The sequence below is a fragment of the Actinophytocola sp. genome, from assembly GCF_035634895.1.
Lineage (GTDB): Bacteria > Actinomycetota > Actinomycetes > Mycobacteriales > Pseudonocardiaceae > Actinophytocola.
Genome location: NZ_DASQCC010000101.1, coordinates 1 through 17,423, shown reverse-complemented (window position 1 = coordinate 17,423; position 17,423 = coordinate 1). Strand labels below are relative to the sequence as shown.

18 protein-coding genes and 1 pseudogene are annotated in these 17,423 nt (G+C 69.1%); 7 read left to right on the top strand and 12 right to left on the bottom strand.

Going from position 1 to position 17,423, the window contains the following annotated elements; translation table 11 throughout:
- Positions 1-55: 55 nt before the first annotated feature.
- The 8 genes from VET29_RS14120 to VET29_RS14085 all read right to left on the bottom strand — a co-directional run bounded on the left by VET29_RS14120 (position 56) and on the right by VET29_RS14085 (position 6,685).
- Positions 56-889, bottom strand: a complete 834-nt coding sequence (locus VET29_RS14120; protein WP_324919992.1) for a PaaX family transcriptional regulator C-terminal domain-containing protein — start codon at positions 887-889, stop codon at positions 56-58.
- Positions 890-900: 11 nt separating this feature from the next.
- Complete coding sequence (locus tag VET29_RS14115; protein WP_324919990.1) at positions 901-1,416, bottom strand: methylated-DNA--[protein]-cysteine S-methyltransferase; 516 nt, start codon at positions 1,414-1,416, stop codon at positions 901-903.
- Positions 1,417-1,485: 69 nt separating this feature from the next.
- Positions 1,486-1,746, bottom strand: coding sequence for a helix-turn-helix transcriptional regulator (locus VET29_RS14110; RefSeq protein WP_324919988.1), 261 nt, complete (start codon positions 1,744-1,746; stop codon positions 1,486-1,488).
- Entirely contained in the window at positions 1,743-2,630 is an 888-nt protein-coding gene (locus VET29_RS14105; RefSeq protein WP_324919986.1) for an ABC transporter permease, read from the bottom strand. The genes VET29_RS14110 and VET29_RS14105 overlap by 4 nt, the downstream gene beginning before the upstream one ends.
- Positions 2,627-3,508: an ABC transporter ATP-binding protein gene (locus VET29_RS14100; RefSeq protein WP_324919994.1), complete on the bottom strand. Its 882-nt coding sequence runs from the start codon at positions 3,506-3,508 to the stop codon at positions 2,627-2,629. The genes VET29_RS14105 and VET29_RS14100 overlap by 4 nt, the downstream gene beginning before the upstream one ends.
- Positions 3,509-3,702: 194 nt before the next feature.
- Positions 3,703-4,512: an enoyl-CoA hydratase/isomerase family protein gene (locus VET29_RS14095; RefSeq protein ID WP_324919984.1), complete on the bottom strand. Its 810-nt coding sequence runs from the start codon at positions 4,510-4,512 to the stop codon at positions 3,703-3,705.
- A 47-nt stretch (positions 4,513-4,559) separates the two neighbouring features.
- On the bottom strand, positions 4,560-5,372 hold the full coding sequence (locus tag VET29_RS14090; protein WP_324919982.1) for a siderophore-interacting protein: 813 nt from the start codon (positions 5,370-5,372) through the stop codon (positions 4,560-4,562).
- On the bottom strand, positions 5,369-6,685 hold the full coding sequence (locus VET29_RS14085; RefSeq protein ID WP_324919980.1) for a lysine N(6)-hydroxylase/L-ornithine N(5)-oxygenase family protein: 1,317 nt from the start codon (positions 6,683-6,685) through the stop codon (positions 5,369-5,371). The genes VET29_RS14090 and VET29_RS14085 overlap by 4 nt, the downstream gene beginning before the upstream one ends.
- Positions 6,686-6,779: 94 nt before the next feature.
- Between VET29_RS14085 and VET29_RS14080 the strand changes: the two genes are divergently transcribed.
- The 3 genes from VET29_RS14080 to VET29_RS14070 are packed head-to-tail and all read left to right on the top strand — an operon-like array spanning position 6,780 to position 8,833.
- Entirely contained in the window at positions 6,780-7,727 is a 948-nt protein-coding gene (locus VET29_RS14080; protein WP_324919978.1) for a methionyl-tRNA formyltransferase, read from the top strand.
- A 32-nt stretch (positions 7,728-7,759) separates the two neighbouring features.
- Entirely contained in the window at positions 7,760-8,584 is an 825-nt protein-coding gene (locus tag VET29_RS14075; RefSeq protein ID WP_414636497.1) for an ABC transporter ATP-binding protein, read from the top strand.
- Between the two features lie 57 nt (positions 8,585-8,641).
- Entirely contained in the window at positions 8,642-8,833 is a 192-nt protein-coding gene (locus VET29_RS14070; protein WP_324919974.1) for a hypothetical protein, read from the top strand.
- A gap of 201 nt (positions 8,834-9,034) precedes the next feature.
- On the opposite strand, the gene VET29_RS14065 is transcribed toward VET29_RS14070, so the two are convergent.
- Positions 9,035-10,258, bottom strand: coding sequence for a glycoside hydrolase family 18 protein (locus VET29_RS14065; RefSeq protein WP_324919972.1), 1,224 nt, complete (start codon positions 10,256-10,258; stop codon positions 9,035-9,037).
- Between the two features lie 226 nt (positions 10,259-10,484).
- Here VET29_RS14065 and VET29_RS14060 point away from each other — a divergent pair, with 226 nt between their 5' ends.
- On the top strand, positions 10,485-11,534 hold the full coding sequence (locus VET29_RS14060; protein WP_324919970.1) for an MBL fold metallo-hydrolase: 1,050 nt from the start codon (positions 10,485-10,487) through the stop codon (positions 11,532-11,534).
- On the opposite strand, the gene VET29_RS14055 is transcribed toward VET29_RS14060, so the two are convergent.
- The 3 genes from VET29_RS14055 to VET29_RS14045 all read right to left on the bottom strand — a co-directional run bounded on the left by VET29_RS14055 (position 11,512) and on the right by VET29_RS14045 (position 13,983).
- On the bottom strand, positions 11,512-11,730 hold the full coding sequence (locus VET29_RS14055; protein ID WP_324919969.1) for a hypothetical protein: 219 nt from the start codon (positions 11,728-11,730) through the stop codon (positions 11,512-11,514). The two genes, VET29_RS14060 and VET29_RS14055, sit on opposite strands and share 23 nt — an antisense overlap.
- A gap of 526 nt (positions 11,731-12,256) precedes the next feature.
- Positions 12,257-13,042: an ABC transporter permease gene (locus tag VET29_RS14050; RefSeq protein ID WP_324919966.1), complete on the bottom strand. Its 786-nt coding sequence runs from the start codon at positions 13,040-13,042 to the stop codon at positions 12,257-12,259.
- Positions 13,039-13,983: an ATP-binding cassette domain-containing protein gene (locus VET29_RS14045; protein ID WP_324919964.1), complete on the bottom strand. Its 945-nt coding sequence runs from the start codon at positions 13,981-13,983 to the stop codon at positions 13,039-13,041. Before VET29_RS14045 ends, VET29_RS14050 begins: the two co-directional genes overlap by 4 nt.
- A 79-nt stretch (positions 13,984-14,062) precedes the next feature.
- On the opposite strand from VET29_RS14045, the gene VET29_RS14040 reads away from it, so the two are divergent.
- From VET29_RS14040 to VET29_RS14030, 3 genes and pseudogenes are all read left to right on the top strand, one after another.
- On the top strand, positions 14,063-14,839 hold the full coding sequence (locus tag VET29_RS14040) for a TetR/AcrR family transcriptional regulator (RefSeq protein ID WP_324919962.1): 777 nt from the start codon (positions 14,063-14,065) through the stop codon (positions 14,837-14,839).
- 105 nt (positions 14,840-14,944) lie between these two features.
- Positions 14,945-17,155: a (Fe-S)-binding protein gene (locus VET29_RS14035; RefSeq protein WP_324919960.1), complete on the top strand. Its 2,211-nt coding sequence runs from the start codon at positions 14,945-14,947 to the stop codon at positions 17,153-17,155.
- Between the two features lie 76 nt (positions 17,156-17,231).
- Positions 17,232-17,423 (top strand): annotated as a pseudogene (locus VET29_RS14030) (2-oxoglutarate ferredoxin oxidoreductase subunit alpha); the annotation flags it as partial.

Below are 17,423 nucleotides of genomic sequence, written 5' to 3'. Positions count from 1 at the left end.
GCGCTCGGCGGGCGGGCCGGATGGTGCGCTCGGTGGGGGGAGGTGTGCCGTGCCGTCAGTCCCTGGCCAGTTCGGCCCAGCGTTCCTGTGCCGGTGTGCGCCAGCGGACGTGCAGCTCGTTGAAGAGGGCGGTCGCCGTGGTGCCGCTCCACCTCGGTGGTAGCAGCTCCTCCGGCAGCTGCGGGTCCAGGAACGGGAACCGCCGCCACTCGTGCACCAGGAGGGTCTGCGCGCGTAGCACCTCGTCCGGGGTGGACGGTGCCAGCACCGCGAACTCGTCCACGAACGCCTGGTACCGGGCGGCCACCTCGGCGAGGTCCCACGCCCGCTCGACCATCGTCCGCTCGGAGCCCAGGGCCCCGTACTGCGCCAGGTACGACATCGCCTGTGGCGACAGGTCCAACTCGTCCAGGATGAGCTTCGCGTCCGCCTCCGCGGACAGGTGCGGTGTGATCCACACGCCTGCCGTGGGGGAGCCGAACCCTGCCCAGCTCAGCCTCGTCCGCAGCTTGTGCCGCAGGTCGCGCTGCGTCTCCGGGACCGACACCAGCACCACGAGCCACCGGCCGTCCCACTCGCGCGACTTGCTGCCGAACCCGTAGATCCTCGTCGCGCCCTCGGCGAGCAGCCGCCTGGCGTCCGCCGTCAGGTTCCAGCGGACTCGGCGGCCCACGCGGTCGGCGCTCAACCAACCCTCGGCGGCCGTGCGTGCCAGTGCCTGCCGCGCGGCCTTCTCCTCGACGTCGAACAGTGCCAGCGCCTCGACCAGTGCCGACGTCCACACCTGCCGGTCCAGCGGCAGCACGAACTCACCGAGCACCGTCGTCAACAGGGAACGTGCGCTGCCGCCGCTCACCTCACGGCGGCGGCTGACCACCGGGCCGGACATAGCTGACAAGTCTAGAAGAGAGTCGGCGGCAGGTAGCCCTCCAGCGTCAGCAGGCGGCGTTTCGACTCCACACCGGTACCGCCGCTGAACCCGCCCAACCCGTCGCCGGCGACCACCCGGTGGCACGGCACGACGATGGGAATCGGGTTGCTGCCCATGATCGAGCCGATGCCGCGCGGCGGGATCCCGGTACCGCTGCGGGCCGCCAGCTCCCCGTACGTCACGACCTTGCCGTACGGCACCGTCGAGTACAGCGTGCCGAGCACGCGCCGCTGGGCGTCGGACATCATCCGCCAGTCCACGGTCACCTCGAACTCCCGCCGGGAGCCGGCGAAGTACTGGCGTAGTTGGCCGAGTACGCCGTCCACCGCCGGCGAGGAGGCCTCGGGGAGGCCCAGCCGCGCGGCGATCGCGGCCCTGATGTGTGGTGAGTCGGTGAAGGCGGTGGCCACCAGCCCATCGTCGGTGACCGCCGCCAGCACGTCGCCCAGCTCGGTCGGCACGCTGCCGAACGCCACGGTGCCCATCCAGCCATTATGCGCAGCCAATCAAGCGGCCAATCAAGCGGCCAATCAAGCAGCCAGTCAAGCGGCCAATCAGGCCGACTGTTCCGACGAGTCACCGAGCCGGGGGAACGGCGAGGTGGAGAAGACCACCTCGACCGCCACCCCGAAGTACTCCGCGATCCGCAGCGCCAGGTACAGCGACGGGCTGTACTCGCCGCGCTCCAGGTAGCCGATCGTCTGGTAGTGGACGCCCAGCGCCTCCGCCAGCTGCCGGCGAGACACCCCGCGTTCGACGCGGAGCATCGCGATCCGGTTGTAGATCGTCTCGCTGGACGTGTTCTTCCCTGTCATGTCACCCGCTGCATCGCCCGTTCGCGCCGTGCCGCCACGGTGGAACCGGACTCACGGCGTGCCATCCTGCGCATCACCATAGGGGCCAGCAGCAGACCCACCGCAGCCCACGCCACGAGCACGCCCAGTGTCTCCAGCTGCCGCCACGAGTCGCCGATCTCCGCCATCCGCAGCGCGTCCGGCAGCATCGCCGACCGCATGCCCAGCCCGAGCCAGTAGATCGGGAACACCTGCGCGACACCCTGCAGCCAGTCCGGCATCGAGCTGATCGGGTAGAAGATGCCGGAGATCGCGGTGAGTCCCATCATCGGCAGCATGACCAGCCCGGCGTTGCGTGGGTTCGAGAACAGCGAGCCGACCACCGCGCCGATGGGCAGGGTCGCGACCAGGCCGATCACGACGACCCAGGCCAGCGTGAACCAGTTGATCGAGATGCCGTCGAGCATGATCAGGCTCGGCACCAGGATGATCACCTGCCCGATCACGACCATGCCGGAGAGCAGCGTGATCTTGCCGATCAGGTAACCGAGCATGCCGTTCGGGACCGCCTTGGCCCGCAGCAGGGTGCCGTCCTCACGCTCCACGGCCAGCGACATCGCCAGCGACACCATTCCGGTGAACGCCACGCCCATGCCGACGACGCTCGGTAACGTGCGGGAGCCGAGCGAGAACGAGGTGCCCGGCACCGTCGCGCCCTTCATGAAGAACATGACGACCAGCAGGATCGCGTTGGGGAAGAAGTAGTTCCAGAGGTCCTGGGGAGTCCTGAACGTCTGTCCGAGCTCCGCACGACCCCGGGCCACCCCGGCCCAGACCGCCGCCACCCTGGGGTTCGTCGCGAACCCGTTCCTCGTCGCTGTCCTGGTCGTCGTTGCCGGGCTCATCGCTGCACCACCTCGAACTCGCGCACGGCCTCGTCCTGCCTGCCGGACTCGAACTGCCGGACCATCGCCATGTAGGTGTCCTCCAGGCTGGCCCGCCGCACCTCGAGGTCCGCGACCTTCTCGTCGTGCTCCTTGAACAGCTGCCGCACGAACTCCGTCGCGTCGGCCGTCGAGTGCACGAACCGCTGGCCGTCGATCGTCCACTTCACCTCGGCCTCGGTCGACATCCGCCGCGCCAGCTCGTCGGCGGAGCCGTCGGCGATGATCGCGCCGCCCGCGAGGATCAGGATCCGGTCGGCCAGCTTCTCGGCCTCGTCGAGGTCGTGCGTGGTCAGCAGGATCGTCGTGTTCGCGTCGGACAGGGCGTGCACCAGGTCGTGGAACTCCCGGCGCGCCTCCGGGTCGAAGCCCGCGGTCGGCTCGTCGAGGAACAGCAGCTCCGGCCGGCCGACGATGCCGATCGCCACGTCCAGCCGCCGCCGCTGCCCGCCGGAGAGCCGCGAGATCTTCTTGTTCGCGTGCTCGGTCAGGCCGACCGCCGCGATCAGCTCGTCCACGTCCCACGGACGGGTGATGCGGTCGGTCGAGTAGGGCGCGTAGTACAGGCCGAGGTGGGCCAGCAGCTCACGCACCTTCCACTTGCCGTGGTCACGCCACGACTGGAGCACGACGCCGAGCCGCGCCCGCCAGTTCTCGTCCCCGTGCGCCGGGTCGACCCCCAGCACGCCGACCTCCCCCGCCGAGCGCATCCGGAACCCCTCGAGAATCTCGATCGTCGTCGTCTTGCCCGCCCCGTTCGGGCCGAGCAACGCGACCACCTCACCCGGATGTGCCACGAAGCTCACGCCTGTGAGCACGTCTTTCGTGCCGTACCGCATCCGCAGATCACGGATGTCGAGCACGTATGTCTCGTCCACCGATCGGGTCCCCCTTGTCGGTGCCACCGTGTGATCAGTCACGGTCACGGTCCACCTCCTATCGTTCTGATGCTGCGAACGATAGCAGGTGTACTACATATGAAGGTAGAACTTCTATGTATCGTCGCGGACACGCAATGTAGTGGACCCGGGTCTCATTCCGAGGCGGGACCGGAGAAGTCCGGCCTGCGCTTCTCGCGGATGGCCGACACGCCCTCGCGCACGTCCGGCCCGGCGAACCCGAGGAACTCCAGCCCCAGCGACGTGTCGAACAGCGGACCCGCCTGCCGCAGCCAGTTGTTCAGCGCGTACTTCGTCCACCGGATCGCGCTCTGGGAGCCGCCGGCCAGCCGGGAGGCCACCGCGCGGGCCCGGTCGTGCAGCTCCTCGCCCGGTACGCACAGCGACACCAGACCGATCCGCTCGGCCTCCTCGCCCGACACCGGCTCGCACGTCAGCAGGTAGTACTTGGCCTTCGCCATGCCACAGAGCAGCGGCCACACGATCGCCGCGTGGTCGCCCGCCGCCACGCCGAGCCGGGTGTGGCCGTCGATGATCCGGGCGTCCGTGGCCGCGATCGACACGTCCGCCAGCAACCCCACCACCAGGCCGGCACCGACCGCCGGACCCTCCATCGCCGACACGATCGGCTTCGAGCAGTTGATCACGTTGTAGACGAGGTCACGGGCCTCGCGCAGCACCCGGATCCGGACCTCGAAGTCGGACGCCATGTCCGACACCAGGTCGAGGTCGCCGCCGGCGGAGAACACGCCGCCCTCGCCGCGGATGATCGCCACCCGCACGTCCGGGTCGGTGTCGACGGCGGACCAGACCGCGGCCAGGTCGCGGTGTCCCTGATGGCCGACGGCGTTCAGCCGCCCGGGCGCCGACATGGACACCTCGAGCACGCCACCGCCCAGGTCGGCGAATCGGAGGCTGGGAAACTGTGTGGAGTAGTCATGCACGAGGACATGCCTACTCGATCGTGCGGTGATCCGGGAAGAACACGCCGCTACTCGATCGCGCTCCCCAGGAGCCAGTAGCCGGAGAAGTACACGTCCTTCTTGTCGACCCCGCGCTCCCGCACGAGGTGGCGCCGCAGTTCCTTCACCGCGCTCGACTCGCCGGCCAGCCAGGCGTACGGCCTACCGGCGGGGAACTCGGTCCGGGAGATCGCCGCCCGCAGCAGTCCGCCACCGACCGCGGGCGAACCCTCCCGCGACAGCCACGTCACCCGTGCGTCCCCCGCGCACGGCAGCGGCCGGATCTCCGCCGCCGAGTCGACCTCGAGGAACACCAGGGCCCGGCGCCGCGCGGGCAACGAGGCGAGGATCGCGGTGATCGCCGGTAACGCGGTCTCGTCGCCGGCCAGCAGCGTCCAGTCGGTGTCGGCGTCGGGCCGGTACTCGTAGCCGTAGACCCTCGGGCACCGCGCGTTCGGCCCCAGGATCGCGACCCGGTCGCCGGGCCGCGCGCGGTTCGCCCACCTGCCGGCCGGCCCGATGTCCCCGTGCAGCACGAAGTCGACGTCCAGCTCGTCCCCACGCAGCGCGCGGATGGTGAACGTCCGCATCGGCGGCTTGATCTCCGCCGGCATGGCGCGATACTCGGCGAACCAGTCCGGTCCCTCCGGCACGATCGGGTCAAGCTGGCCGGGCAGCGGCAGGAACAGCTTGATCCGGTGGTCGTGGCCGGCCCACACGCAACCGGACAGCGACCGCCCGCCGAACGTCACGCGCAGCATCTTCGGGCTGACCCGCTCGGTCCGGACGACCTCCACCCGGAACAGGACGTACGACTGGACCTCCGGCTCGACAAGGGTCAACGGGTCACCGCCAGCCGCGCGGGCACCCGCGTCGCGATCGAGTCCAGGATCTGCCCGGCCCGTACGGCCGTCGTCGACAGCAGCGAGGACGAGATCCCGTGCGTGTGCTCGGTGTACCCCTGGAGGTAGAGCCCGGCCATCAGCTCCCGCGACGTCTCCACCCGGTACTCCCTGGACACCAGGGGCCGCCCGGTCTCGTCGCGCTCGCACAGCGCCGCGGCCTCACCCAGCAGCGAAAGCGGGTCGCGCGGCCGGTAACCCGTCGCGTAGACGAGCACGTCGCAGTCCAGCACGGCCTTCTCGTGCGTGGCCAGCGACTCGACCGTGGCCCGCACGCCGTCGCCGGTCTCCACGGTCTCGACGACCCTCGACACGTTGAACAGCCGCAGCCGCCGCGTGCCGAGGACCTTCTCCTGGTAGACCCGCCGGTACAGCTCCTCGATGAGGTCGGTGTCGACCACCGAGTAGTTCGTGTTCGCGTGGTAGGACATGATCAGCTGCTTGACCTCGGGCGGCGCGCCGTAGAAGTGGTCGACCGCGTCCGGGTCGAACACCCGGTTGGCGAACGGGCTGTCGTCCGACGGGCTGTAGCCGTAGCGGGAGAAGACCCCGCACACCTCGGCGTGCGGAAAGCTGTCGTGCAGGTACTTCGTGACCTCGGCGGCGCTCTGCCCGGCGCCGACGACCGCGAACCGGACCGGCGGCGCGTAGGACGTGGACCGGCGCAGCAGCTCGACGCGGTCCAGCAGGTCGCGGTTGTGCCACACGCGCTCCGACAGGGTCGCGCCGGGCGGCAGGTGCGGCGTGAGGCCGACGCCGAACACGAGGTTGCGGGCGCGGACGGTGGTCGTCGTGCCGTCGGCGCGGCGCGCGGTGACGTCGAAGTGTGTGCCGTCGGGAGTGGTGGCCTCGACCACCTCGTGGCCGTAGCGGACCTCGTCGGTGAACCGGGCCGCGGCCCACTCGAGGTAGTCGTGGAACTCGACCCGCAGTGGGAACAGGGACTTCTGGTTGATGAAGTCGACGAGCCGGTCGGACGAGTGCAGGTAGGCCAGGAAGCTGAAGTCGCTGGTCGGGTTCCGCAGCGTGACGAGGTCCTTGAGGAACGAGACCTGCATGGTCGCGTCGTCGATCAGCATGCCGCGGTGCCAGCCGAAGCGGGGTTGCCGTTCGAGGAACAGGCTCCGCAGCGGCGTGACGTCCGGTCGTGCGTTGTGCTCGGCGACCGCGATCGCCAGTGCGAGGTTGGCTGGTCCGAAACCGACTCCGAGCACGTCGTACGTGTCCCGGTCCCCGAGGGGTTCCTGTGGCATTACCGTCCTCTCCTCGTTCGGCACAGGTAAGGCTAACCTAATGCCGCGGAGTAAGGATAGCCTCGCTTCACCTGACCGGGATGGGAGAAGTTTCATGCGCGTGGCGCTCTTCGGGTACCAGACATGGGGACATCGGACCCTGGAGGCGCTGCTCGCCTCGGCGCACGAGGTGGTGCTGGCGGTGACGCACCCCGCGAGCGACCACGCCTACGAGTCGATCTGGAGCGACTCCGTGGCGGACCTGGCCGCGGCGCACGGCGTGCCGGTGGTGGTGAGCAACCGCCCCAACGAGGACGTGGTGCGTGCGCTGAAGGACGCCGAGCCGGACATCATCGTCGCGAACAACTGGCGCACCTGGATTCCGCCGCACATCTTCAACCTCCCGCCGAACGGGACCCTCAACGTGCACGACTCGCTGCTGCCGGCCTACGCGGGCTTCGCGCCGGTGATCTGGGCGCTGATCAACGGCGAGGCCGAGGTCGGCGTGACCGCGCACCTGATGAACGACGAGCTGGACGCGGGCGAGATCGTGCTGCAGCGGGCGGTTCCGGTCGGTCCCAAGGACACCGCGGCCGACCTGTTCCACCGCACGGTCGACCTCATCGGGCCGATCGTGGTGGACGCGCTGGCCAGGATCGCCAACGGCGACAAGGACTTCGCGAAGCAGGACCCGGCGAAGGCGTCCTTCTTCCACAAGCGGTCCATCGAGGACAGCCGCATCGACTGGCACTGGACGGCCGAGGAGCTGGAGCGGCTGGTGCGGGCCCAGTCCGACCCGTACCCGAACGCGTTCGCCTACCACGGCTCGACCCGGCTGCGGGTGATCGAGGCCGACGTCTCCACCGGCCGGTACGGCGGAACGCCCGGCCGCATCTTCATCAAGGAGGGCGACGGCGTGGTGATCGTCGCCGGCGCCGACGCCCGCCGCGGCCGCGGCCACGGCCTGCTGTTGCGCCGGCTGCGCCTGGACGACGGCACGGAGCTCGCGGCCACCGAGTACTTCCGCACGATGGGCGGCTACCTGACCAGCCATGCTGTCTGAGGTATACCTAACCTAACTTCGACGCGTAGGGTATGGCTGTGATCGAGTTACGTGCCGAGCATCTCCGCCTGGCCTACGACGACCGGGTGGTGGTCGACGACCTCGACCTGCTCGTGCCGCCCGGTCGCATCACCGTGATCGTCGGCGCCAACGCGTGCGGCAAGTCGACCCTGCTGCGCGCGCTGGCGCGGTTGCTGTCGCCGCAGGCCGGGACCGTGTACCTCGACGGCCGGCCGGTGCACAGCACGCCGACCCGGCAGGTCGCGCGGCAGCTGGGCATCCTGCCGCAGTCGCCGGTCGCGCCCGACGGGTTGACCGTCATCGACCTCGTGACCCGCGGCCGGGCGCCGCATCAGAGCTGGTGGCGGCAGTGGTCGTCGGAGGACGCGGCCGTGGTCACGGAAGCCTTGCGTGCCACCGAGTTGACCGACCTCGCAGACCGGCCGGTCGACGAGCTGTCCGGCGGGCAGCGGCAGCGGGCCTGGATCGCGATGGCCATCGCGCAGGAGACGCCGGTGCTGCTGCTCGACGAGCCGACCACCTTCCTCGACCTCGCCCACCAGATCGACGTGCTCGACCTGGTCGTGGACCTGAACCGGCGCGAGGGCCGAACAATTGTGATGGTCCTTCATGATTTGAACCAGGCCTGCCGGTACGCGGATCACGTAATCGCGATGAAGGCCGGCCGGATCGTCGCCGAGGGCCCGCCGACAACGGTTGTCACGCCCGAATTGGTCGAGGACGTATTCGATGTCCGGTGCCAGGTGACAACCGACCCGGTCAGTGGAACACCGCTGGTCATACCCACCGGCCGCCACCATTCGGTTACCATACGTGAAAGAGAGCACGCTGGGTAACAAATCACCGCACTCCCGCGAAAAACCGATTGGAGTGTCTTTTCGGTTGGGGGAGTGATGGCCGTTCGTTGGCTCGTCGGTCTTGTTTCTGGTCTCGCTTTTGTGATCGGCCTCGCATTTCAGTTGCTCGTGCTCGCCCTGCTCGGTCTGCTCGGTCTGCTGGGCGCGCTGGTCGTCCGGCCGGGTGCCAACCCGCTCACCGCGGCGTACCGCGACGTGCGGCCGATGGATCGCACGCAGGACTGGTAGCCGGCGCCCGCACGCGCGTGCGGACGCCGGATCTTCCCTAGTGTCCCGCGCCGGAAATGCGGTGATCAAGTCGGTGGATCCGGGTTTCTGCTGGCAAGGCGCCGGTTCGCCCTCGTACTGGGTCGTACTTGGGCGAACCGGCAACGCCGCCAGCGGGAAGCTGGGCCGCCGAATTAGCTGCCTGATTTCCGGCGCGGGACACTAGTCGCGCATCGCGCTGATCAGCTCACCGTCGCGCGTGTCGCCGGAAAGCTCCCAGAAGAACGCGCCGCCGAGGCCGTGGTCGCTCGCGTAGGACATCTTGCCGCGGATCGTCTCCGGGGTGTCGTAGCTCCACCACTGGTCGCCGCAGAACGCGTAGGCGGTGCCCGCGACGGTGCCGGTGGCCGGGCAGCGGTCCCTGATCACCTTGTAGTCCTCGATGCCCGGCTCGTACGTGCCCGGTGCGGCGCCGGTCGCCGACCCGCCGGGCGCGGCCTGGGTGACACCCGTCCAGCCACGACCGTAGAAGCCGATGCCGAGCAGCAGCTTCGACGCCGGAATGCCCTTGCTCTGGAGCTTCTGGAGCGCGGCGTCGGTGTTGAAGCCCTGTGCCGGGATGCCGTCGTAGGAGGTGAGCGGCGAGTGCGGGGCGGTCGGGCCGTCCGCGTCGAAGGCGCCGAAGTAGTCGTAGGACATCACGTTGTACCAGTCGACGTACCGCGCGGCGCCACCGTAGTCGGCCGCGTCGATCTTGCCGCCGTCGGAGCCGTCCGCGGTGATGGCGGCCGTGACGAGGTCGTCCGGGCCGAAGCGCTGGCGCAGGGCCGACATCAGGTTCGGGAACGCCGCGGCCCCCGAGGTGTCGCACTGCAGGCCACACGCGTTCGGGTACTCCCAGTCGATGTCGATGCCGTCGAACACGTCGGCCCAGCGCGGGTCCTCGACGAGGTCGTGGCACGAGTCGGCGAAGGCGGCCGGGTTCGCGGCGGCCTGGCCGAACCCGCCGGACCACGACCAGCCGCCGAAGGACCAGATGACCTTCAGACCAGGATGCATGGCCTTGAGCTTGCGCAACTGGTTGAAGCTGCCGCGCAGGGCACCCGCGTCCCAGGTGTCGGCCGTGCCGTCCACACTGGACGCCGCGTCGTAGAACCTGTCGTAGTCGGCGTAGGAGTCACCGATCGCGCACTGTCCATTCGTGACATTGCCGAACGCGTAGTTGATGTGAGTCAGCTTCGACGCGGAGCCGGACGTCTCGATGTTCTTGACGTGGTAGTCGCGTTGGTAGACGCCCCAGTCGACGAAGTAGCCGAGGGTCACTCCCGCGGCGTTCACGTGTGGCTGGCCGGTTGGTTCGGCGCCCTGGGCCGGCGCGACGGCCAGACCAGTGGTGGTGGCGAGCGCGGCCACGAGGGCCGGCAGGCGCCATCGGATCCCCGACATCGTTCTCCTCGTTGTCCGGGGTCGGCGCCCGTGTGAGATCCACTGCCACTATCTGGTCTAGACCACGTCCCGTCAAGTGGTACAGACCAACTGGCAACTGTCAGGTCCGATCGTCGCGGACAGGTGTTCGACAGGCCCTGTCCCGGCCACTGGGCACAGGAGACGGCTCACACCCATAAGTGAACCGGGATTTGCTAGGTTCCGGTTAGCTGACGAGGAGGTGGCCATGGCGGACGACCAGACCGACCGGCACGCGTGGTTGGTACCCGGAGCGTTCGAGGTCGCGCCGGGGGTGCACCGCATCCCACTGCCGCTGCCGATGGACGGGCTGCGTGCCGTCAACGTCTACGCGATCGAGACCGGCGGCGGCCTGGTCATGATCGACTCGGGCTGGGCCCTCGAGGTGGCCGAACGCCAGCTCGAACAGGCGCTCGGCGCCATCGGCTACGAGTTCGGCGACATCCAGCGCTTCCTCGTCACCCACATCCACCGCGACCACTACACGCTGGCCATCTCGCTGCGCCGGGTGTACGGCACCAAGGTGGCGCTCGGCATCGGCGAGCAGCCCTCGCTCGAGCGCACCATGACCCGGCGGCTCGACGGGCAGGCCCGCCAGATGGTCCGCTGGGGCGCGGAACCACTGGTCAAGCGGTGGGCCGAGACCTTCGGTGAGCGCGAGGGCGGCGGCGACCGCTACGAGGAGCCCGACGAGTGGCTCGACGGCACCACGGCCATCGACGTCGGCGACCGCACGCTCACGGCCGTGCCGACGCCGGGCCACACGCTCGGCCACGTCGTGTTCGTCGACGAGCGGGCCGGCGTGCTGTTCGCCGGCGACCACGTGCTGCCGAACATCACGCCGTCGATCGGGTTCCAGCCGGAGCCGGCCAAGCTGCCGCTGCGGGACTACCTCGACAGCCTCCACCTCGTCCGGTCCTACCCGGACCTGCGTCTCCTGCCGGCACACGGGCCGGTCACGGCGAGCACGCACGCCCGGGTCGACGAACTACTCGCCCATCACGAGGAACGGCTCGCCGAGTCGCTCGGCGCGGTGCGCGACGGAGCCGCCACCGCGTACGAGGCCGCGCGCCGGTTGGGATGGACGCGACGGCACACGAGTTTCGACGACCTCGACCTGTTCAACCAGACGCTCGCGGCCGGGGAAACCGCGGCACACCTGGATGTACTGGTCCTTCGTGGTGAGCTCAGCTCGTCCTCAGTGGACGGAGCGGGTGGGCTGGTCGAGTACCGGCTTACTCAGCCGCCGGCATCTTGATCGCGCCGTTCTCATCGAGCTGGTCGAGGCCAAGCATCGCGAGAAGGTTCGCGCAGTCCATCGCGTCGGCGGCGTGGCACGCTACCGTGCGCGCGGCCTTCCGGTTCTGGATCGCGTAGTGCATCTTCTCGCTAGCCCGTGCTTCCGCGAAGCGGCCTTGCTCAAGGGTCGGGCTGGCGTGTCGTGCCCAGGTCATTCGGAGCCTTTCTGCCTGCCTGCCGAGTGTCGGGGGCCATCCGGCAGTGCCATTGTCGACCGTGTTCGCTCGGTAACCACACCCGAGGGGTCACAGTCAGGCCGGGATGCACTCCCGGCGCCGCGCATCCTGACACCCGCCGCGTGGTTCACACCACCCCCGAGTCGGTCGGACCGGACCGAATTCGACGTCCCGTTGAATCGTTATCAAGCAGGTAGACAAGGCTTTAGCGATTAAGCCTCTCAGGTTTTTCCCAGCTTTCACGGTTATTGCGAACAGGCACATTCCGGAACTGATCGGTCACCGGGTGTACCTGTTTCACGTGCGGTTCACCTGGCCATACATGCCGGTAACATTACTCTCCGTCAACATCTTCCGGGTCCCGCTCCGCCGCCCGGACCATGATCGGGACGACTTCGGCCGGGTCGATTTCGGGTGCGGGGACACAACCGGTTGACGGGGCGGACCCGTCGCCGGTTCAAAAAATGGGAGCGGTTCCCGCGATACGGGACGGTGCGACCCTCGGTCATCGGCTGAGCCGTTGGAAACGGCGTACGGACAGGGGAAAGAAGATCGCGATGAGCAGCACGGGCCAGGCGACGGCCATGGGCGTGGCGTGCTCGGTGAGCCAGGAGCCGCCGCCCCAGCTGGGGTTGCCGAAGAGGTGCCGGGTGGCCGCGACGGTCGAGGACAGCGGGTTCCACTCGGCGATCGTGCCGAGCCAGCCCGGCATGGTGCCCGGCGCGACGAAGGTGTTGGACAGGAAGGTGACCGGCCAGACGAGAATCTGTACCGCGAGAACACTTTCCGGCCCTTTGATCACGAGCCCGAGGAAGATTCCCAGCCACAGCAAGGCGAACCGCAGGAGTAGCAGCAGCCCGACCGCCGCGAGCACCGACAGCGGACCGGTATGCGCCCGCCATCCCACGAGCAGCCCGGCGAGCATGATCACGACGAGCCCGAGGACCGAGTTGAGCATGTCGGCGCCGGCCCGGCCGGTGACGACGGCGGACGGCGCCATCGGCATGGAACGGAACCGGTCGGTGACGCCCTTGGCGGCGTCCGCGGTGACCGCGATCATGGTCGCCTCGAGTCCGAAGGCCATGGTCATGGCGAACATCCCGGGGAGGATGAACTCGCGGTACCCGTCCCCGCCGCCCGGCACGGCCATCGCCCCGCCGAACAGGTAACCGAACATCACGACCATCAACACGGGGAACAGCAGGCCCACGATGACCGGACCGGGCTGCCGCGACCAGTGCAGGATGTCCCGGCGGGTCATGGTCCAGCCGTCCGCGAAAGCCCACCTCATGCGGGCACCTCCTCTTTCCGGTCGCCGGTCAGGTGCAGGAAGACCTCGTCCAGCGTCGGCCGGCGCAGTCCGATGTCCTCGACGGTCAGGTCCGCCTCCCGCAGCGCGTGCACCGCGTCCGCCAGCGCGGTCAGCGGGTCGGTCACGGGGGTGCTCAGTCGCCGGTTGTCCGGGTCGGTCTCCGGCTCGGCACCGGCCACCCTCGCCAGTACCGCCACGGCCGCCGGCAGCTCCGCCGCGTCGTGGAGGACCACGTCAAGGCGGTCGCCGCCCAGCCTGGACTTCAGCGCCGCCGGGCTGCCCTCCGCGATCACGCGCCCGTGGTCGATCACGGAGACCGCGCCGGCGAGCTGGTCGGCCTCGTCCAGGTACTGCGTGGTCAGCAGCACCGTCGTGCCCTCGCGTACGAGTGCCCGCACCGACTCCCACACCTCGTTGCGGCCGCGTGGGTCGAGCCCGGCCGTCGGCTCGTCCAGGAACAGCACCCGTGGCCGCAGGATCAGGCTCGCCGCGAGATCCAGTCGCCGCCGCATGCCGCCGGAGAACTGACTGACCGGTTTCCTGCCCGCGTCCGCCAGCGCGAACCGCGCCAGCAGGTCGCCGGCTCGCGTGCGGGCCGCGCCGGCGGACAGGTGGTAGAGGCGCCCGAACAGCTCCAGGTTCTGCCGCGCGGACAGTGCCTCGTCGACCGCCGTGTGCTGGCCGACCAGTCCGATGTGCGCCCGCACCTGGCCGGCGGCGGTGACGGCGTCGAAGCCGGCCACCGACGCGTGGCCCGCGTCCGGTCGCAGCAGTGTGGTCAGGATGCGGACGACCGTGGTCTTGCCGGCGCCGTTCGGGCCGAGCAACCCGTGGACGGTGCCCGCGGCGACGGTCAGGTCGACCTGGTCGAGCGCGACCTTCTCGCCGAACCGTTTGCAGAGGCCCTCGGTGCGGATCATGCTCCCCCCTCGCTAGTCGTACGGTGTACGAGATCAGACGTTACCGTACATCGTACGAAGATTCTAGGATGTTACGGCGATGACCAAGAACGATGAGACCAGGCACTACGGCGGCCGGGGTGACCCCGTGCGCGGCATGGAGCTGCTGTGGGGCGTCGGCTCCGCGCCGAAGTCGCGAGGGCCGAGGCAGGGGCTGACGGTCGAGCGGATCGTCCGCACCGGCACCGAGATCGCCGACGCCGAGGGGCTCGCCGCGGTGTCCATGCGCCGGGTGGCCGACCGGCTCGGCGTGGGCACGATGTCGCTGTACACCTACGTCCCGTCGAAGGCCGAGCTGGTCGACGTGATGTTCGACCGGGCCGTCGGGTCCGTGCCGCGCGAGGAGGTCGCGGGCGGCTGGCGCGACCGGCTGACGGCCGTCGCGTGGGCGGACTGGGAGCTGTACCAGCGCCACCCGTGGCTGCTGCAGGTCATGGCCATGTCCCGGCCGCCCCTGGGGCCGGGTGCCATCGCCGCGTACGACCACGCCCTGCGCGCGATCGACGGGATCGGCCTGACCGAGCTGGAGATGGACTCGGTGGTCAGCATGGTGTCGGTGTACGTGCAGGGTACGGCCCGTGCGGCGGCCGAGGCGGCCACGTCGGCCAGCGACACGGGCGTGACGGACGCCGAGTGGTGGGAGGCGTACGCCCCGCTGCTGGAGCGGGTCTTCGACGCCGAGAAGTACCCGGTCGCCGCCCGCGTCGGCCAGGTCGCCGGCGAGACGTACCAGTCGGCCTACGACGCCAGGTACGGCTTCGAGTTCGGGCTGGCTCGGATCCTCGACGGCGTGGCGGCGCTGATTGAGCGGCGATAGTCACAACCCTGTTGCGCGACTCGCGTCACGATCATAAATACTGGCGAGTAACAAGCAAGACTGACACTCTTGCAAGCCAACGTCGCCGGATGCGGGAGAGCGCTCGTGGTCGTTCGTCTCATTGTTGGACTGCTGATCACCGTGGTGGTACTCGGGTTCGCCGCACGTCGTGGCAAGTTCATCTATGACCTGATCAAGTCCGGACAGCCCGTCGACCGCTTCGACCGGCTCGGCGCGCGCCTGTTCGCGCAGGTCAGGGAGGTCTTCGGCCAGCGCAAGCTGCTGAAGTGGTCCATCCCCGGCGCGGCCCACGCCTTCACCTTCTGGGGCTTCGTCATCCTCGCCTCGGTCTACCTCGAGGCGTACGGCACCCTGTTCGACCACGACTTCCACATCTGGTGGATCGGCCGCTGGTCCGTGCTCGGCTTCGCGCAGGACTTCATCGCGGTGATGGTGGTGGTCTCCCTGGTCGCGTTCGCGGTCATCCGCGTCCGCAACGCCCCGGAGAAGAAGGAGCGGGCGTCCCGCTTCTACGGCTCACACACCTCCGGCGCGTGGCTGATCCTCATCATGATCTTCAACGTCATCTGGACGATGTTCCTGTTCCGCGGCGCGGCCGCGGCGCTGGGCAACTTCCCGTACGACTCGGGCGCGTGGGTGTCGCTCGGCGTCGGTGACCTGCTGCGGCCGCTCGGTGACACCGCGAACGAGTGGATCGAGTCGATCGCGCTGCTGCTGCACATCGGCGTGATGCTCTCGTTCACGATCATCATCCTGCACTCGAAGCACCTGCACGTCTTCATCGCGCCGATCAACGTCTCCACCAAGCGCCTGCCGGACGGCCTCGGGCCGCTGCTGCCCATGGAGTCCGGCGGCAAGCCGATCGACTTCGAGGATCCCGGCGAGGACGACGTCTTCGGTCGCGGCAAGATCGAGGACTTCACCTGGAAGGGCATGCTCGACTTCGCCACGTGCACCGAGTGCGGGCGCTGCCAGAGCCAGTGCCCCGCCTGGAACACGGGCAAGCCGCTGTCGCCGAAGCTCGTGATCATGGACCTTCGCGACCACCTGTTCGCGAAGGCGCCCTACCTGATCGGCGGCCAGGAGGTCCCCGACCACAGCGACGTCGACGTGTTGGCGCTGGCGTCGGGCAACGGCCACCACGTCCCGGAGTCCGGCTTCGGGCGGGTGCCCGCCGACAGCCCCGCGCAGGCCGGCCGCCCGCTCGTCGGCACCGCGGAGGTCGGTGGCCTGATCGACCCGGACGTCCTGTGGTCCTGCACCACCTGCGGCGCGTGCGTCGAGCAGTGCCCGGTGGACATCGAGCACGTCGACCACATCGTCGACATGCGCCGCTACCAGGTCATGATCGAGTCGGAGTTCCCGTCCGAGCTGGGCACCCTGTTCCGCAACCTGGAGAACAAGGGCAACCCGTGGGGCCAGAACAACTCCGAGCGCATGGACTGGGCCAAGGACCTGCCGTTCGAGGTCCCGGTCTACGACGGCGAGCTGGCCGACGACGTCGAGTACCTGTACTGGATCGGCTGCGCCGGCGCGTTCGACGACCAGGCCAAGAAGACGGTCCGCGCCACCGCCGAGCTGCTGCACATCGCCGGCGTCAAGTTCGTGGTGCTGGGCAAGGAGGAGACGTGCACGGGTGACCCGGCACGCCGCTCCGGCAACGAGTTCCTCTTCCAGATGATGGCCCAGCAGACCGCCGAGATGCTCAACACCGTGTTCGAGGGCCGCGAGCCCACCAAGCGGAAGATCATCACGACCTGCCCGCACTGCATGAACACGCTCGGCCGCGAGTACCCGCAGCTGGAGGGCATGATCCCGAGCTTCGAGGGCACGAACGGGCACTGGGACGTCATGCACCACACGCAGGTGCTGAACCGGCTCGTGCGCGACGGCAGGCTGACCCCGGTCAAGCCGGCCGACGGCGGCGCGCCCGTCACCTACCACGACCCCTGCTACCTGGGCCGGCACAACAAGGTCTACGAGCCGCCGCGCGAGCTCGTCGGCGCGGCCGGTGCGACGCTGACCGAGATGCCCCGGCACGCCGACCGCGCACTGTGCTGCGGCGCGGGTGGCGCGCGGATGTGGATGGAGGAGCACATCGGCAAGCGCATCAACCTGGAGCGCGTCGACGAGGCCCTGAACACGGACGCGAAGGAGATCGTGACCGGCTGCCCGTTCTGCCGGGTCATGGTCACCGACGGGCTCGTGCAGCGGCAGAGCGAGGACAAGGGCACGGACGTCCAGGTGCGGGACGTGTCGCAGATGCTGCTGGAGTCGGTCAAACGCGGCCTCTAGTGTCCTGAGTCGGGACACTAGAACCCCTCAAGCCGGCTTCGACGGTATCTCTGCCCGGACTCCGGACACTGGTCGGGTGATCACCGGAGGACAAGCCACGCCCAAGCCCGTCAGGATCGAGCGGGTGGTGATCAGGTTCGCCGGTGATTCGGGTGACGGGATGCAGCTCACGGGTGACCGGTTCACCTCGGAGGCGGCGGCGTTCGGGAACGATCTGGCGACGTTGCCGAACTTCCCGGCCGAGATCCGTGCTCCTGCGGGGACTCTG

Bases quoted from the DNA above. Each gene is read 5' to 3' on its own strand.
- VET29_RS14080 (WP_324919978.1), top strand. From the start codon at position 6,780: ATGCGCGTGGCGCTCTTCGGGTACCAGACATGGGGACATCGGACCCTG.
- VET29_RS14085 (WP_324919980.1), bottom strand. From the start codon at position 6,685: ATGCCACAGGAACCCCTCGGGGACCGGGACACGTACGACGTGCTCGGA.
- VET29_RS14050 (WP_324919966.1), bottom strand. From the start codon at position 13,042: ATGAGGTGGGCTTTCGCGGACGGCTGGACCATGACCCGCCGGGACATC.
- VET29_RS14055 (WP_324919969.1), bottom strand. From the start codon at position 11,730: ATGACCTGGGCACGACACGCCAGCCCGACCCTTGAGCAAGGCCGCTTC.
- VET29_RS14100 (WP_324919994.1), bottom strand. From the start codon at position 3,508: ATGCGGTACGGCACGAAAGACGTGCTCACAGGCGTGAGCTTCGTGGCA.
- VET29_RS14110 (WP_324919988.1), bottom strand. From the start codon at position 1,746: ATGACAGGGAAGAACACGTCCAGCGAGACGATCTACAACCGGATCGCG.
- VET29_RS14105 (WP_324919986.1), bottom strand. From the start codon at position 2,630: ATGAGCCCGGCAACGACGACCAGGACAGCGACGAGGAACGGGTTCGCG.
- VET29_RS14115 (WP_324919990.1), bottom strand. From the start codon at position 1,416: ATGGGCACCGTGGCGTTCGGCAGCGTGCCGACCGAGCTGGGCGACGTG.
- VET29_RS14065 (WP_324919972.1), bottom strand. From the start codon at position 10,258: ATGTCGGGGATCCGATGGCGCCTGCCGGCCCTCGTGGCCGCGCTCGCC.
- VET29_RS14120 (WP_324919992.1), bottom strand. From the start codon at position 889: ATGTCCGGCCCGGTGGTCAGCCGCCGCCGTGAGGTGAGCGGCGGCAGC.
- VET29_RS14040 (WP_324919962.1), top strand. From the start codon at position 14,063: ATGACCAAGAACGATGAGACCAGGCACTACGGCGGCCGGGGTGACCCC.
- VET29_RS14060 (WP_324919970.1), top strand. From the start codon at position 10,485: ATGGCGGACGACCAGACCGACCGGCACGCGTGGTTGGTACCCGGAGCG.
- VET29_RS14070 (WP_324919974.1), top strand. From the start codon at position 8,642: ATGGCCGTTCGTTGGCTCGTCGGTCTTGTTTCTGGTCTCGCTTTTGTG.
- VET29_RS14075 (WP_414636497.1), top strand. From the start codon at position 7,760: ATGGCTGTGATCGAGTTACGTGCCGAGCATCTCCGCCTGGCCTACGAC.
- VET29_RS14045 (WP_324919964.1), bottom strand. From the start codon at position 13,983: ATGATCCGCACCGAGGGCCTCTGCAAACGGTTCGGCGAGAAGGTCGCG.